The organism is Thauera sp. K11 (assembly GCF_002354895.1).
GTDB lineage: Bacteria > Pseudomonadota > Gammaproteobacteria > Burkholderiales > Rhodocyclaceae > Thauera > Thauera sinica.
The window spans coordinates 54,938-69,298 of sequence record NZ_CP023439.1 but is presented as its reverse complement, the minus strand read 5'-3'; the positions used below and the strand labels follow the sequence as shown (position 1 = coordinate 69,298).

Below are 14,361 nucleotides of genomic sequence, written 5' to 3'. Positions count from 1 at the left end.
TCTCGAACCCCTCGAGATGGTTCAAGCCTCGCCGCACGGCGGGGCTTCTTTTTGCCCGCACGGCGGCCGCGCCGCCCGCTTCAGGCCGATGCGGCGATGCGCCCGCCCGCCTCCGCCGCGTCGCCGCCGTCCTCGTCGTCCGCTTCCGCGCCGAGGAAGCCGCCGCTCTGGTGCGCCCACAGGCGCGCGTACAGGCCGCCCCTGGCGAGCAGGCTGCGGTGGTCGCCTTCCTCGACGATGCGCCCCCTGTCCATCACGACGAGCCGGTCCATGGCCGCGATCGTCGACAGCCGGTGCGCGATCGCCACCACCGTCTTGCCCTCCATCAGCCGGTACAGGCTGGCCTGGATCGCCACCTCGACCTCGGAGTCGAGCGCGCTGGTGGCCTCGTCGAGCAGCAGGATGGGCGCGTCCTTGAGCATCACGCGGGCGATGGCGATGCGCTGGCGCTGGCCGCCGGACAGCTTCACGCCGCGCTCGCCGACGTGGGCATCGTAGCCGTGTCGCCCCTTGGGGTCGGTCAGCGTGTGGATGAAGTCGTCCGCCTCGGCGCGCTTCGCGGCGGCGATCATCTCGGCGTCGGTCGCGCCGGGCCGGCCGTAGAGGATGTTGTCGCGCACCGAGCGGTGCAGCAGCGAGGTGTCCTGCGTCACCATGCCGACCTGCGCGCGCAGGCTGTCCTGGGTGACGTCGGCGATGTCCTGGCCGTCGACCAGGATGCGGCCTTCCTCGATGTCGTAGAAGCGCAGCAGCAGGTTCACCAGCGTCGACTTGCCGGCCCCCGAGCGCCCCACCACGCCGATCTTCTCGCCGGGACGGATGACGAGCGAGAAGCCGTCGATGACCTTGCGCGCCTGCGGCCCGCTGGCGCCGTAGGCGAAGCTCAGGTTCTCGAAGCGGATCTCGCCCTGGCGCACGGCCAGCGGCCTCGCATCGGGCCGGTCGCGGACGAGCTGGCGGCGCGACAGGGTGTTGATGCCGTCCTGCACGGTGCCGACGTGCTCGAACAGCGAGGCCATCTCCCACATCACCCAGTGCGACATGCCGTTGAGCCGCAAGGCCATCGCGGTGGCCGCCGCCACCGCGCCGACGCCCACCTCGCCGCGCGTCCACAGCCACAGGGAGACGCCCGCGGTCGACAGGATCAGCAGCATGCTGAGCGTGTGGTTGACCACCTCGATGCCGCTCACCAGCCGCATCTGGCCGTGCACCGTGGCCATGAACTCCTTCATCGCCGAGCGTGCGTAGGCGGCCTCGCGGCCGGCGTGGGAGAACAGCTTCACCGTGGCGATGTTGGTGTAGGCATCGGTAATGCGCCCGGTCATCAGCGAGCGCGCGTCGGCCTGCGCGCGCGACACGCGCGACAGGCGCGGCACGAACCAGCGCAGCGCGACCATGTACAGCCCCAGCCAGGCGAGGAAGGGGATCAGCATCCAGCCTGCGAAGCTGCCCACCACCACGGCGATGGTGACGAAGTAGATGACGACGAAGACCAGGATGTCGGTCAGGATCAGGACGGTGTCGCGCACCGCCAGCGCGGTCTGCATGACCTTGGCCGCGACGCGGCCGGCGAATTCGTCCTGGTAGAAGCTCATGCTCTGGCCGAGCATCACGCGATGGAAGTTCCAGCGCAGCCGCATCGGGAAGTTGCCCGCCAGCGTCTGGTGCTTGAGCATGGTCTGCAGCGCCACCAGCACGCCGCTGCCGAGGATGATGCCGCCCAGCAGCAACAGCCTGCCGCCCTCCTGCTCCCATAACTGCGCGGGTTCGACGCGCGCCAGCCAGTCGACGACGCGGCCCAGCATCGCGAACAGCAGGGCCTCGAACGCACCGATGGCGGCGGTGAGCAGGGTCATCCCCATGATGAAGGGCCGCATGCCGGCGGTGCCGCTCCACAGGAAGGCGAAAAAGCCGCGCGGCGGCAGCGCCGGCGGTGCGTCGGGATAGGGGTCGACCCGGTTTTCGAAGAATCTGAACACGTTCGGTGGCCTGGTTTTACTGGTTTTCGGGTTCTGCATCCGTTCTCGCCGCGGGCGGCGCATGGAGGCGGTAGCGGCCGCGGCCGGCCCGCTTCGCCTGGTAGAGCGCGCCGTCGGCATGGCGCAGCAGGGTTTCGGCGTCCTCGCCGTGCTCGGGATAGAGCGCGATGCCCGCCGAGGACGTGACCTGCGCCGGCCCGTCGGCCAGTTCGAAAGGCTGCTCCAGCATGGCGCACAGCCGCCGGGCGACCTCGTCGATCTCGTCGGTATCGCGCACTTCCTGCAGGATCAGCGCGAATTCGTCTCCACCCAGGCGCGCCACCGTGTCGGATGCACGCACGCAGCAGGCCATGCGGCAGCCGGCTTCCACCAGCAGCTCGCCGCCCGCTGCATGGCCGAGCGTATCATTGACCCGTTCGAAGTAGTCGAGATCCACGATCAGCGCGGCAAACCGCCGCCGGTGCCGGTCGGCGGGCGCCATCGCCTCGCGCAGGCGGTCATGCAGCAGTTCGCGATTGGGCAGGCCGGTCAACGGGTCGTGTGCTCCATCAGCGCCTCGGCCTCCTTGCGGCGCGTGATGTCCCTGAAGATGCCCACGTAGCCTCCGCCATCGGCCGCCATGCGGGTGATCGACAGCCATTGCGGATACACGCTGCCGTCCTTGCGCCGGTTCCACGGCTCGCCGTGCATGAAGCCCCGCGCGGGGCGGGGCTTTCCACGGGTGCGCGGCGGCGCCGCGATCAGGCCGGAGCCGAGGTACGGATCAGGTGGTCGAAGGCCGACAGCGACGCCTTCGCCCCTTCGCCCATGGCGATGATGATCTGCTTGTACGGCACCGTCGTGCAGTCGCCCGCCGCGAACACCCCCGGCACCGAGGTGTGGCCCTTGGCATCGACGATGATCTCGCCGAACTTCGTCAGCTCCACCGTGCCCTTCAGGAAGTCCGTGTTCGGCAGCAGGCCGATCTGCACGAAGATGCCTTCCAGTTCGAGCCAGTGCGTGTCGCCCGACGCCCGGTCCTTGTACATCAGCCCGGTGACCTTGTCGGCGCCGGTCACCTCGGTGGTCTGCGCGCTCTTGATCACCTTCACGTTGGGCAGGCTGTGGAGCTTGCTCTGCAGCACCGCGTCCGCGCGCAGTTCCTCGGCGAACTCGAGCAGCGTCACGTGCGACACCACCCCGGCCAGGTCGATCGCCGCTTCCACGCCCGAGTTGCCCCCGCCGATCACCGCCACCCGCTTGCCCTTGAACAGCGGGCCGTCGCAGTGCGGGCAGTACGCCACGCCCTTGCCGCGCAGCGCCTTCTCGCCCGGCACGTTCATCTCGCGCCAGCGCGCCCCGGTGGCCAGGATCACCGTCTTCGCCTGCAGCGTGCCGCCGTTCTCGAGCTGCACCCGGGCGAGCGTGCTGCCGTCCGCGCTGCCGGGCACCACCTTGGCCGCGCGCTGCAGGTTCATGATGTCGACCCCGTACTGGCGCACGTGCTCTTCGAGCGCCATCACCAGCTTGGGCCCCTCGGTCTCCTTCACCGAGATGAAGTTCTCGATGCCCATCGTGTCCATCACCTGCCCGCCGAAGCGCTCGGCCACGATGCCGGTGCGGATGCCCTTGCGCGCGGCGTAGATCGCCGCCGCCGCCCCCGCCGGACCGCCGCCGACCACGAGCACGTCGAACGCGTCCCTGGCCGACAGCTTCTGCGCCTCGCGCGCCGCCGCGCCGGTGTCGACCTTGGCGAGGATCTCGCCCAGCTCCATGCGGCCCTGCCCGAACGGCTCGCCGTTCAGGAAGATCGTCGGCACCGCCATGATCTTGCGCGCATCGACCTCGGCCTGGAACAGCGCGCCGTCGATCATCGTGTGGCGCACGTTCGGGTTGATCACCGCCATCAGGTTGAGCGCCTGCACCACCTCCGGGCAGTTGTGGCACGACAGCGAGATGTAGGTCTCGAAGTGGTATTCGCCCTCCAGCCCGCGGATCTGCTCGATCACCTCCGCCTCGGCCTTGGGCGGGTGCCCGCCCACCTGCAGCAGCGCCAGGATCAGCGAGGTGAATTCGTGGCCCATGGGCAGACCGGCGAAACGCACGCCCAGGTTGGCGCCCCGGCGGTTGAGCGAGAACGAGGGCTTGCGCTGCGCGTCGTCGCGCACCTCGCTCAGCGTGATCTTGTCGCTCAGGCCCGCGATGTCGGCCAGCAGGGCCTGCATCTCGCGCGACTTCTCGCCATCGTCCAGCGACGCGACGATCTCGATCGGCTGCGTGACCTTCTCGAGGTAGGCTTTCAGTTGGGTCTTGATGGTGGCGTCGAGCATGGTGGGTCCGTCCGTGAAATGTCCGGCCCGGCGCGCGGCACGCGCGGGGCGGCGCAGATAAGACACAGCCGGCACTCGGCCGGCTGTGGGAAAAGCGGCCCGGGCGTTTGCGCCCGGGAAAGACGCGGGCGGCTTAGATCTTGCCGACCAGGTCCAGCGACGGAGCCAGCGTGGCTTCGCCCGGGGTCCACTTGGCGGGGCAGACTTCGCCCGGATGCGAGGCGACGTACTGGGCGGCCTGCACCTTGCGCAGCAGTTCCCTGGCGTCGCGGCCGATGCCCAGGTCGTGGATCTCGGCGACCTTGATCTCGCCTTCCGGGTTGATCACGAAGGTACCGCGCAGCGCCAGGCCCTCTTCCTCGATCAGCACGTCGAAGTTGCTGCTGATGGCCTGGGTGGGGTCGCCGATCATCGGGTACTTGATCTTCTTGATCGTGTCCGACGCGTCGTGCCACGCCTTGTGGGTGAAATGGGTGTCGGTGGAGACGGAATACACCTCGACGCCCAGCTTCTGGAACTCGGGGTACAGGTCGGCCAGGTCGCCCAGTTCGGTCGGGCACACGAAGGTGAAGTCGGCCGGGTAGAAGAACACGACGGACCACTTGCCCTTCAGGTTCTCGTCGGACACCGGGACGAACTTGCCATTGTGGTAGGCGGTAGCCTTGAACGGCTTGATTTGGCTGTTGATCAGGGACATCGCATATCCTCCGGGTGGTTGATGGAACTGCTTCGTGAAACTCGATGGACGGAAGTCTAAGCCCGGCCGCTGGATTGCTCTAATTGATTATCGAGATGCCCTCGATTGAACAAAGCTATCAATCCACCCGCGGCTGCAGCCCGGCTCCGAAACTTCAAGATAGCTGGAGCCGGATTACAGAAATTCAAGCCCCGGCGAGATGGCGCCGTACCGACAGCGCGGCGCCCAGCCAGCCCAGGAAGGCGGCGAAGGCGACGATGGCGGCCGATTCCGGCAGGCCGGGTCCGCTCAGCGTGAATACCGCGCCATAAGTCTCGGCCAGTGCGGCGACCGGCGCCGCCAGGGCCTGCACGCCCAGCCACACGGTGCCGAGCGCCACCAGGCCGCCGAGCACGCCCTGCAGGCTGCCGAACCAGTAGAACGGCCGGCGGATGAAGGGATCGGTGGCGCCGAGCAGGCGGCTGACCTCGATCTCCTGGCGCTGGGTGAGGATCTGCAGGCGGATGGTGTTGAAGGTGACGATGACGAGCGCAAAACCGAGCAGCCCGGCCAGCATCGTCACCGCCGACCGCCCCAGGCCGAGCAGCGCGTGCAGGCGCTTGACCCAGACCGAGTCGAGCTGCACGTGCGCCACTTTCGGCCACTCCTTCATCGCCGCCGCCAGCCGCTCGAACACCACGGGGTCCTCGCCGCGCGGCGCCACGACGAAGGCATCGGGCAGCGGGTTGGAAGTGAGTTCGCCGAGCACGTCGCCCAGGCCGCCGCGCTGGAGCTGGCGCAGCGCCTCGTCGCGCGGCACGTAGCGGTAGCTCGCCAGCGCCGGTTCCGCCTTGAGCCGCTTCCCGATCAGTTCGACGTCGGCCGCCCCCGCGTCCTTGTCCAGGAACAGGCTGATCTCCGGCGTGCCCGACACGCCGCGGGCCAGCGAGGCGACGTTGTCGAGCAGCAGGTAGCCGCCGCCCGGCAGCGACAGCGCGATGCCCACCACCAGCGCCGACAGCAGCGTGCCCAGCGGCTGGCCGGCGAGGCGGCGCAGTGCGTGCAGGATCGCCCTGCCGTGCAGATAGAACCAGTTCATCATGCCGCTGCCCCCACTGCCGCGCCGTCGCCGACCAGCATGCCCTTCGCCAGCACGAGCCGCCGCGGACGGCTGGCGGCGAACAGGCCGGCGTCGTGGGTGGACACCAGCACGGTGACGCCGGCCTCGTTGAACGACCGGAACAGGTCCGCGATGTCGCGGGCGTAGTCCGGATCGAGGTGGGCGGTGGGCTCGTCGGCGATCAGGATCGAGGGCCGGTTGACGATGGCGCGCGCGATCGCGACGCGCTGCTGCTCGCCGCCGGACAGGCCCGCCGGCCGCTCCTTGCCGCGGCCGTCGAGGCCGACACGCTCGAGCGCGGCAGCCACCCGCCGGGCGGCATCGCGCGGCGGGTGGCCGGTGATGACGAGCGGCAGCATCACGTTGTCGAACACGCTGCGGTCGTACAGCAGGCGGCTTTCCTGCAGCACCAGGCCCAGGTTGCGGCGCAGGTAGGGGGTCGCGCGCCTGGGCAGGTGCGACACGTCCTGGCCGTTGATGCGCACGGTGCCGGTGGTCGGACGCTCGATCACCGGGATGAGCTTCATCAGCGTGCTCTTGCCGGCGCCGGAGTGGCCGGACAGCACCACCAGTTCGCCATGGCGGATCTCGAAACTGACGCCGGCCAGCGCGGTGTAGCCGCCGGGGTAATGCTTGACGACCTGCTCGAAGACGATCATGCGCGCCCGCCAGCCTCCGTTCCGGACCTGGCCGTGCCGGGGGCCGGCTCGAACAGCGCATCGACGAACTCGCGCGCCCTGAACGGCTGCAGGTCGTCGATGCCCTCGCCCACGCCGATGAAGCGCAGCGGCTTCGGGCACTGCCGCGCGATCGCCGCCAGCACGCCGCCCTTGGCCGTGCCGTCGAGCTTGGTGACCACCAGCCCGGTGACGCCGATCGCCTTGTCGAACGCCTGCACCTGGGCCAGCGCGTTCTGGCCGATGTTGGCATCGAGCACCAGCATGACCTCGTGCGGCCCGCCCGGTTCGGCCTTGGCGATGACGCGCTTCACCTTGGCGATCTCGTCCATCAGGTGCAACTGCGTCGGCAGGCGGCCGGCGGTGTCGGCGAGCACCACGTCCACCTTGCGCGCACGCGCGGCGTTGATCGCATCGAAGATCACCGCCGCCGCATCGCCGCCTTCCTGCGCGACCACGGTGACGTTGTTGCGCTCGCCCCAGGTCATCAACTGCTCGCGCGCCGCCGCGCGGAAGGTGTCGCCGGCTGCCAGCAGCACGCTCTTGCCCTGCGCCTGGAAGTACTTGGCGAGCTTGCCGATGGATGTCGTCTTGCCCGAGCCGTTCACGCCCGCGATCATGATGATGTAGGGCGAATGACCCGATACCTCGAGCGGCTGTTCGAGCGGCGCGATGATGGCGTGCAGCGCGTCGGCCAGCGTCTGCTGCAACTGGTCGGCGGTCTCCAGCCGGTCGCGCTTCCAGCGCGTACGCAGTTCGCCGAGCAGATGCTGGGTGGCCTCGACGCCGCAGTCGGCCATCAGCAGCGTGGCCTCGAGTTCTTCCAGCAGGTCTTCGTCTATCCTGCGCCGGCCGAACAGGCTGGCGAGACCGCCGCCGAGCTGCTGGCGGGTGCGCGCCAGGCCGGCCTTCAGGCGCTCGGACCAGGAACGCTTCGGCGCCGGGACGGGTTCGGCGGCCGCGGCGACGGGTTCCGCCGCGGGCTCGGCGGGGATTTCGGCAACCGGCTCCGCGGCCGCGACGTCGACATCGGCCGCGGCGGATTCGGGCGGCGGCGCGGCCGTCCCGGCCTCGTCCGCGGTGCCGCGCTTTTTCTTCAGGAAACCAAACATGAAAGGCTCGAGTCAGAGGGATCGGTCCGCCGGCGGCGCGGGACGCGCCGGGCCCGTGGGCACCCGCTCCCGATCACGTTAAGATGCGGCTCCGCATCGCGCCGGCGGTCACGCGCCGGCCCCTGCGAAGTGCCGCGGATTTTACCAGATGCAGGACATCTCCATGTTTCGCCACACCTTTCGCCCCCCCGTCGGCCGCGCGCTGCTGATCGCCGCCGCGCTGGCAGCCACATCCGCCCAGGCCAACCCCTTCGAGACGAGCCTGCCCAACGGCATGAAGGTGATCGTCAAGGAAGACCGCCGCGCGCCCTCCGCCGTACACATGGTGTGGTACCGCAGCGGCTCCATGGACGAAGCCGACGGCGTGTCGGGCATCGCCCACGTGCTGGAACACATGATGTTCAAGGGCACCAGGAAGGTCGGCCCGGGCGAATTCAACAAGCGCGTCGCCGCGGTCGGCGGGCGCGACAACGCCTTCACCAGCAAGGACTACACCGCCTACTTCCAGCAGGTGCCGCCGCAGCGGCTGGGCGAGATGATGGCGCTGGAAGCCGACCGCATGAAGAACCTCGTCATCACCGACGACGAGTTCCGGCGCGAACTCGAGGTGGTCAAGGAAGAACGGCGGCTGCGCACAGACGACCAGCCGCGCTCGCTGGTATACGAGCAGATCATGGCGACCGCCTTCCAGGCGCACCCCTACCGCCGCCCGGTGATCGGCTGGATGACCGATCTCGACACCATGCGCCCGCAGGACGCGCGCGACTGGTACCGGAGCTGGTACGCGCCGAACAACGCCTACCTCGTGGTGGTGGGCGACGTCGACCATCGCACGGTGTTCCGCCTCGCGGCCGAGCACTACGGCAGGCTCGCGGCGCACGAGCTGCCCGCGCGCCGCCCGTCTGCCGAGCCGGAGCAGCTCGGCCCGCGCCAGACCGTGGTGAAGGGCCCGGCCGAACTGCCCTACCTGGCCCTGGCCTGGCACGTGCCGGCGCTGCGCAACCCGGCCGCCGACCGCGAACCCTACGCGCTGCAGATGCTGGCGGCAGTCCTCGACGGCTACGACGGCGCGCGCCTGAACCGCCGCCTGGTGCGCGACGCGCGGCTGGCGGTGACGGCCGGCGCCAGCTACGACGGATCGGGCCGCGGGCCGTCGCTGTTCTATCTGGACGGCGTGCCCGCCCCCGGCAAGACGGTGGCCGATCTCGAAAGCGCCCTGCGCGCCGAACTGCAGCGCATCCGCGACGAAGGCGTGAGCGAGACCGAACTCGCCCGGGTCAAGGCGCAGGCCGTGGCCTCGCGGGTCTACAAGCGCGATTCGCTGATGGGGCAGGCGATGGAGATCGGCTACCTCGAATCGGCCGGCCTGTCCTGGCGCGACGAGGAACGCCTGCTCGAGGGCCTGCGCGCCGTCACCGCGGATGAAGTGCAGGCGGTGGCGAAGCGCTACTTCGGCGACGACAGCCTCACCATCGCCCGGCTCGAACCACAGCCGGCAACGGCCAGGCCCCCTCGCCCCGGCGTGCTTCCCAGACACTGACGGGCGGCTGCGCCGCCCACCCGAACCGGACACCGCTTCGACATGATCCCGACCCTGTCCTCCCCCTCCTCTCCCTTTTCCGGGCCGCTGCCGCGCCTGCTCCTGATCGCCGGGCTGTCCCTGCTCGCCTCGCTGGCGCAGGCCGGACCGCGCATCGAGCAATGGACCGCACCGACGGGCGCGCACGTCCATTTCGTCGCCAGCCACGCGCTGCCGATGGTCGACATCCAGATCGATTTCGCCGCCGGCGGCGCGCACGAGCCGGCCGACAGGGCCGGGCTCGCCGGCCTGACGCGCGGCCTGCTCGACGCTGGCGCGGACGGGCTCGACGAACAGGCCATCTCCGACCGCAGCGCCGACATCGGCGCGCAGATCGGCGGCGGCACCGACGACGACCGCACCAGCCTCACCATCCGCAGCCTGTCGTCCACGGCCGAACTCGACGCCGCGGTGGAACTGGCGGCCACCCTGCTCGCGCGGCCGGCCTTCCCCGCCGACATCCTCGAGCGCGAACGCGCACGGGCGATCGCCGGGCTCAAGGAGGCGCTGACCAAGCCGGCGACGCTGGCCGAGCGCAGCTTCACCGCGCTGAGCTACGCCGGCCATCCCTACGGCCGACTCACCACGCCGGAAAGCCTCGCCGCGATCAGCCGCGACGACCTCGTCGCCTTCCACCGCGGCCACTACGGCGCGGCACGGGCGTCGATCGCGATCGTCGGCGACGTGGATCGCGCCACCGCCGAGAAGATCGCCGTCCGCCTGACGGCCGACCTGCCGCAGGCCGAGCCCGCCACCCCGCTGCCGCAGCCGGAACTGCCCGCCGCCGAACGCACGCACGTGCCCAATCCGTCGGCACAGGCCCACATCGTGATCGGCCAGCCCGGCATGGCGCGCGAAGACGCCGACTACTTCCCGCTGCTGGTGGGCAACTACGTGCTGGGCGGCGGCGGCTTCGTGTCGCGCCTGACGCGCGAGGTGCGGGAAAAGCGCGGCTACGCCTACAGCGTCTACAGCTACTTCGCGCCGCAGCAGGTCGCCGGCCCCTTCCGCATCGGCCTGCAGACCAAGGGCAGCCAGGCCGACGATGCGCTGCGGGTGGTCAACGACACGCTGGCCGACTTCATCGCCCGCGGCCCGAGCGCGGCGGAACTGCAGGCCGCGAAGGACAACCTCGTCAATGGCTTCGGCCTGCGCCTCGATTCCAACCGCAAGGTGCTCGACTACGTCGCGATGATCGGCTTCTACCGGCTCCCGCTCGACTGGCTCGACACCTACCCGCGCCAGGTGGCCGCCGTCACCGCGGGGCAGGTGCGCGACGCCTTCGCGCGCCGGGTGCGGCCCGAGCACCTCGTCACGGTGATCGCGGGCGGCGACGGCGACCGCGGAGATGCGCCGCCCGCCGGCGCGGCGGCGGCACCGGCGACCGGCGGCACACCCGCCCGTCGATGAGCCGGGTCCGCATCGTCGGCGGCACCTGGCGCTCGCGCCTGCTCGACGTCGCCGACGCCGCCGGCCTGCGGCCGACGCCCGACCGCGTGCGCGAGACGCTGTTCAACTGGCTGGGGCAGGATCTCGACGGCCTGCGCTGCCTCGACCTCTTCGCCGGCAGCGGCATCCTCGGCTTCGAGGCGGCCTCGCGCGGCGCCTCCGAGGTAGTGCTGGTCGAACGCGACCCCCATGCCCTTGATGCGCTGCACAAGGCAGCAAAGACCCTACAGGCCGCGCAAGTAGAGATCGTGCGTGGCGATGCGGTAAAATTTCTGCAAAACGTCTGTCGCAAGTTCGATGTCGTCTTCCTCGATCCCCCCTACAGGCAGGGCTGGATCGAGCGCGTGAGCCCCCTGCTCGATCGGGTCCTCGAACCGGACGGCTGGCTCTACGCCGAATCGGAAGCGCCGCTGGCTCGCGTGGGCGACCGGCAGGTCGTCAGGCAGGGACACGCGGGACAGGTGCATTTCCATCTTCTGCGTGGGAGGCAGGAATGAAGGAAGAGCTGGCGATCTACCCCGGGACGTTCGATCCGTTCACCCGCGGCCACGAGGATCTCGTGCGCCGCGCGGCGCGGCTGTTCAACCGGGTGGTGGTGGGGGTGGCCCAGAGCAGCGGCAAGAATCCGATCTTCTCGATGGAAGAGCGGGTGGAAATCGCCCGCGAAGTGACCGCGCCGATCCCCAACGTGTCGGTGGTCGGCTTCGACGGGCTGCTGATGGACTTCCTGGCCTCGCAGAAGGCACGCCTAATCCTGCGCGGCCTGCGCGCGGTCTCGGACTTCGAGTACGAATTCCAGATGGCCGGGATGAACCGCAAGCTCTTTCCCGACGTCGAAACGGTGTTCCTGACGCCGGCCGACGAATACATGTTCATTTCCGCAACGATGGTGCGGGAAATCGCCCGCCTCGGCGGCGATGTCAGCAAGTTCGTGCATCCATCGGTGCTCGCGCGCCTGCACGACAAGGTTAACCACCGCAAGTAATTGCACTAGCGAAAGGCAAGGAAGCGAAAACCATGGCTCTGATGATTACCGACGAATGCATCAACTGCGACGTCTGCGAACCGGAGTGCCCCAACGGCGCCATCTCCCAGGGCGACGAAATCTACGAGATCGACCCGAACAAATGCACCGAGTGCGTCGGCCACTTCGACGAACCGCAGTGTCAGCAGGTGTGCCCGGTCGACTGTATTCCGCTCGACCCGGACCGCAAGGAAACCAAGGAACAGTTGATGGAGAAGTTCCTGAATCTGACGGGCAAGGGCTGAGCACGGCCCGACCGCCCGCGGCAGGACATGCGAAAGGCCGGCGCCAGCCGGCCTTTCGTCTTTCCGGAGCCAGACGCGCTCGCCGGACCGCCCCGTCGCTGCGCGACATCCTTTCGGGGGCGGAAGAGCGCCCTCCCGGGCGGCCGGGCGGAAGCGCTCAGGCCGCCTTGGCCTGCGGCGCCGCCCGGGCCGCACCGTCGACGCCCAGCGCGGCGCGCACGCCGTCCTCGAGCGCGTCGAGTTCGGCCAGCAGCGCCAGCACCGCGTCCTCGCCCTGCTTCAGTTCCTCGACGCGGTCTTCCAGCGTGTCGGTGGCCTGGTGGATGCGCTTGACGCTCTCGAGCCGGCGCTTGAGCTGGATCTGGTACTCGCGCACCTGGGTCTCGAGCGGCGACATGACGGCGCGCAGCCATTGCTCGATGTCGCGGTTGGCGACCTCGAAGGTGCGGCGGGCCTGCACCGCGACGGTCTCGAAGAAGCGCTGCGTCAGCGCGTGCTTCTCGGTGGTGACCAGGGTCAGCGTGGTATTGATCTGACGGTTGAAGGCCGTCTCCAGCCGGTCGATCTCCTTCTCGTAGCGCAGCGTGGAGAAACCCGCCGGCGACGCCAGCTTGAGCCCGTGCTCGACCGCGAAGCGCTTGTACATCGCATCCAGCATGCGGGAGATTTCGCCGATCTCGTCGGTGGAGCGGCGCAGGTTGCCGCGCACGTGGGTGAAGAAGCCCTCCATCGCCTCGCGCAACCCCTTGGTGAAGGACGATTCGAGCATCGCCTCGCGCGTGCGCCGCGTCTCGTCGCGCAGCGCGTCCATGCCGATGTGGGCGAACAGGCTGTTGGTGAGGTCGGAGAACACCGAGCGCACCGCGTAGTACTTCTGCAGGCCCTGCTCGAACTCGTCCTTCTCCGCGCGGATCTTGCGCATCATGTATTCGATGACGCTCTGGTTCTTGCCGCGCAGGTCGGTGATCTCCTGCAACTGCTCGCGCAGCCCCGACAGCCGCGCCTCCAGCAGCTCCCGCGTCTGGCGCGCCACGTCCCCGGTCTCGCCCAGCGTGTCGTCGCGCACGATGTCCTGCTTGGTCGGCAGCAGGTCTTCGGTCAGCGCGCGCTCGAGTTCGGGCAACCGGCTTCGTCCGAGCAGCGCCTCGTCGCCATTGACCCGCGCGACCAACCCCTTCTGCGCCGACACTGGGAACACCACCGCGGGATCGATCTCGAGCGTCTCGGCAACCATGCGCACCTGGCCGTCGATCTCCGCGCCGATCCGCGCCTCGTCGCGCAGGCCGTCCCACAGGCCGTCGATCTTGTTCAGCACCACCAGCCGCCCCTTGCGGCTGCCCTGGCCGGGATGCACGTAGTCGCGCCATACCGCGAGGTCGCTCTGCGTCACGCCGGTGTCGGCGGCGAGGATGAACAGCACCGCGTGCGCATTGGGCAGCAGCGACAGGGTCAGTTCGGGTTCGGCGCCGATCGCATTCAGCCCCGGCGTGTCGAGCACCACCAGGCCCTGCTCGAGCAGCGGATGCGGAAACTGCACCACCGCATGCCGCCAGCTCGGGATCTCGACCTTGCCGTCGGCGCCCGGCTTGAGCCCGGTCTCGCCCTTGGGGTCGATCTTGAAGCCGAGCTGCACCGCCTCCTCCTGCGCGACCCGCTCGGTATCGCCGACGCGGGCGAGCGCGGACTGCAGCTCGGCGGCCTCCAGCGAGCGCAGCGGAAACACGCGCCACTCGTCGGCGAAGCGCTTGAGTTCGCTGACCGGCGCCTGCAGCGCACGCGTACGGATCGGCAGCAGGCGCAGTTCGGGCCGCGCATCGGCCGACCACTGCAGTTCGGTCGGGCACATCGTGGTCCGCCCCGCGCTCGAGGGCAGTATGCGGTCGCGATAGCCGGCGAAGAAGATGGCGTTGATCAGTTCCGACTTGCCGCGCGAGAACTCGGCGACGAAGGCGACCGTGAGCTTGTCGTCGCGCAGGCGCTCGAGCAGGTACTGCAGCCGCATGTCGGCCTGGACGTTGCCCACCTCGTTGCGGGTGAGCCAGCCGCGCAGCCTGGTGACGGCATCGGCGGCGCCGCTGCGCCAGCGGCTGTAGGCGGAAAACTGGTCGGCCAGGTTCAGGATCGGAGTGTTCATCGCACGGACCACGCAGGATTGAGGGCGCACGGCACGGCGCACGCGGCGCGCACCGGA

Annotated in this window: 14 protein-coding genes; 5 read left to right on the top strand and 9 right to left on the bottom strand. The window is 69.5% G+C overall.

Annotated features, from left to right (window positions below):
- Positions 1-80: 80 nt before the first annotated feature.
- From CCZ27_RS00355 to ftsY, 8 genes are all read right to left on the bottom strand, one after another.
- Positions 81-1,979: an ABC transporter ATP-binding protein gene (locus CCZ27_RS00355; RefSeq protein ID WP_232516507.1), complete on the bottom strand. Its 1,899-nt coding sequence runs from the start codon at positions 1,977-1,979 to the stop codon at positions 81-83.
- Positions 1,980-1,995: 16 nt separating this feature from the next.
- Positions 1,996-2,511 (bottom strand): GGDEF domain-containing protein, encoded by a 516-nt coding sequence (locus CCZ27_RS00350; protein WP_157748389.1) that lies wholly within the window; start codon positions 2,509-2,511, stop codon positions 1,996-1,998.
- Entirely contained in the window at positions 2,508-2,669 is a 162-nt protein-coding gene (locus CCZ27_RS23190; protein WP_157748388.1) for a PAS domain S-box protein, read from the bottom strand. The genes CCZ27_RS00350 and CCZ27_RS23190 overlap by 4 nt, the downstream gene beginning before the upstream one ends.
- Before the next feature lie 50 nt (positions 2,670-2,719).
- Positions 2,720-4,288: an alkyl hydroperoxide reductase subunit F gene (gene ahpF / locus CCZ27_RS00345; RefSeq protein WP_096444852.1), complete on the bottom strand. Its 1,569-nt coding sequence runs from the start codon at positions 4,286-4,288 to the stop codon at positions 2,720-2,722.
- A gap of 133 nt (positions 4,289-4,421) precedes the next feature.
- Positions 4,422-4,985, bottom strand: a complete 564-nt coding sequence (gene ahpC, locus CCZ27_RS00340) for an alkyl hydroperoxide reductase subunit C (RefSeq protein WP_096444851.1) — start codon at positions 4,983-4,985, stop codon at positions 4,422-4,424.
- A gap of 184 nt (positions 4,986-5,169) precedes the next feature.
- The gene (gene ftsX, locus CCZ27_RS00335) at positions 5,170-6,066 is read right to left on the bottom strand and encodes a permease-like cell division protein FtsX (RefSeq protein WP_096444850.1); all 897 of its coding nucleotides are present in this window, start codon (positions 6,064-6,066) and stop codon (positions 5,170-5,172) included.
- Positions 6,063-6,743, bottom strand: coding sequence for a cell division ATP-binding protein FtsE (locus CCZ27_RS00330; RefSeq protein ID WP_096444849.1), 681 nt, complete (start codon positions 6,741-6,743; stop codon positions 6,063-6,065). Before CCZ27_RS00330 ends, ftsX begins: the two co-directional genes overlap by 4 nt.
- Positions 6,740-7,873, bottom strand: a complete 1,134-nt coding sequence (gene ftsY / locus CCZ27_RS00325) for a signal recognition particle-docking protein FtsY (protein WP_096444848.1) — start codon at positions 7,871-7,873, stop codon at positions 6,740-6,742. The genes CCZ27_RS00330 and ftsY overlap by 4 nt, the downstream gene beginning before the upstream one ends.
- Positions 7,874-8,021: 148 nt before the next feature.
- Here ftsY and CCZ27_RS00320 point away from each other — a divergent pair, with 148 nt between their 5' ends.
- From CCZ27_RS00320 to CCZ27_RS00300, 5 genes are read left to right on the top strand one after another with little or no spacing between them, the layout of a single operon-like run.
- Positions 8,022-9,413, top strand: coding sequence for a M16 family metallopeptidase (locus CCZ27_RS00320; RefSeq protein WP_232516506.1), 1,392 nt, complete (start codon positions 8,022-8,024; stop codon positions 9,411-9,413).
- Positions 9,414-9,455: 42 nt separating this feature from the next.
- Positions 9,456-10,862 (top strand): M16 family metallopeptidase, encoded by a 1,407-nt coding sequence (locus tag CCZ27_RS00315; RefSeq protein ID WP_096444847.1) that lies wholly within the window; start codon positions 9,456-9,458, stop codon positions 10,860-10,862.
- Complete coding sequence (gene rsmD, locus CCZ27_RS00310; RefSeq protein ID WP_096444846.1) at positions 10,859-11,398, top strand: 16S rRNA (guanine(966)-N(2))-methyltransferase RsmD; 540 nt, start codon at positions 10,859-10,861, stop codon at positions 11,396-11,398. Before CCZ27_RS00315 ends, rsmD begins: the two co-directional genes overlap by 4 nt.
- The gene (gene coaD / locus CCZ27_RS00305) at positions 11,395-11,886 is read left to right on the top strand and encodes a pantetheine-phosphate adenylyltransferase (RefSeq protein WP_096444845.1); all 492 of its coding nucleotides are present in this window, start codon (positions 11,395-11,397) and stop codon (positions 11,884-11,886) included. The genes rsmD and coaD overlap by 4 nt, the downstream gene beginning before the upstream one ends.
- A 32-nt stretch (positions 11,887-11,918) precedes the next feature.
- Positions 11,919-12,170: a YfhL family 4Fe-4S dicluster ferredoxin gene (locus CCZ27_RS00300; protein WP_096444844.1), complete on the top strand. Its 252-nt coding sequence runs from the start codon at positions 11,919-11,921 to the stop codon at positions 12,168-12,170.
- A gap of 157 nt (positions 12,171-12,327) precedes the next feature.
- Here CCZ27_RS00300 and CCZ27_RS00295 read toward each other — a convergent pair whose 3' ends face one another.
- Positions 12,328-14,304 (bottom strand): dynamin family protein, encoded by a 1,977-nt coding sequence (locus CCZ27_RS00295; protein ID WP_385961475.1) that lies wholly within the window; start codon positions 14,302-14,304, stop codon positions 12,328-12,330.
- Positions 14,305-14,361: the final 57 nt, after the last annotated feature.

Bases quoted from the DNA above. Each gene is read 5' to 3' on its own strand.
- ftsY (WP_096444848.1), bottom strand. From the start codon at position 7,873: ATGTTTGGTTTCCTGAAGAAAAAGCGCGGCACCGCGGACGAGGCCGGG.
- CCZ27_RS00315 (WP_096444847.1), top strand. From the start codon at position 9,456: ATGATCCCGACCCTGTCCTCCCCCTCCTCTCCCTTTTCCGGGCCGCTG.
- coaD (WP_096444845.1), top strand. From the start codon at position 11,395: ATGAAGGAAGAGCTGGCGATCTACCCCGGGACGTTCGATCCGTTCACC.
- rsmD (WP_096444846.1), top strand. From the start codon at position 10,859: ATGAGCCGGGTCCGCATCGTCGGCGGCACCTGGCGCTCGCGCCTGCTC.
- CCZ27_RS23190 (WP_157748388.1), bottom strand. From the start codon at position 2,669: ATGCACGGCGAGCCGTGGAACCGGCGCAAGGACGGCAGCGTGTATCCG.
- ahpC (WP_096444851.1), bottom strand. From the start codon at position 4,985: ATGTCCCTGATCAACAGCCAAATCAAGCCGTTCAAGGCTACCGCCTAC.
- CCZ27_RS00295 (WP_385961475.1), bottom strand. From the start codon at position 14,304: ATGAACACTCCGATCCTGAACCTGGCCGACCAGTTTTCCGCCTACAGC.
- CCZ27_RS00330 (WP_096444849.1), bottom strand. From the start codon at position 6,743: ATGATCGTCTTCGAGCAGGTCGTCAAGCATTACCCCGGCGGCTACACC.
- CCZ27_RS00300 (WP_096444844.1), top strand. From the start codon at position 11,919: ATGGCTCTGATGATTACCGACGAATGCATCAACTGCGACGTCTGCGAA.
- ftsX (WP_096444850.1), bottom strand. From the start codon at position 6,066: ATGATGAACTGGTTCTATCTGCACGGCAGGGCGATCCTGCACGCACTG.
- CCZ27_RS00320 (WP_232516506.1), top strand. From the start codon at position 8,022: ATGCAGGACATCTCCATGTTTCGCCACACCTTTCGCCCCCCCGTCGGC.
- ahpF (WP_096444852.1), bottom strand. From the start codon at position 4,288: ATGCTCGACGCCACCATCAAGACCCAACTGAAAGCCTACCTCGAGAAG.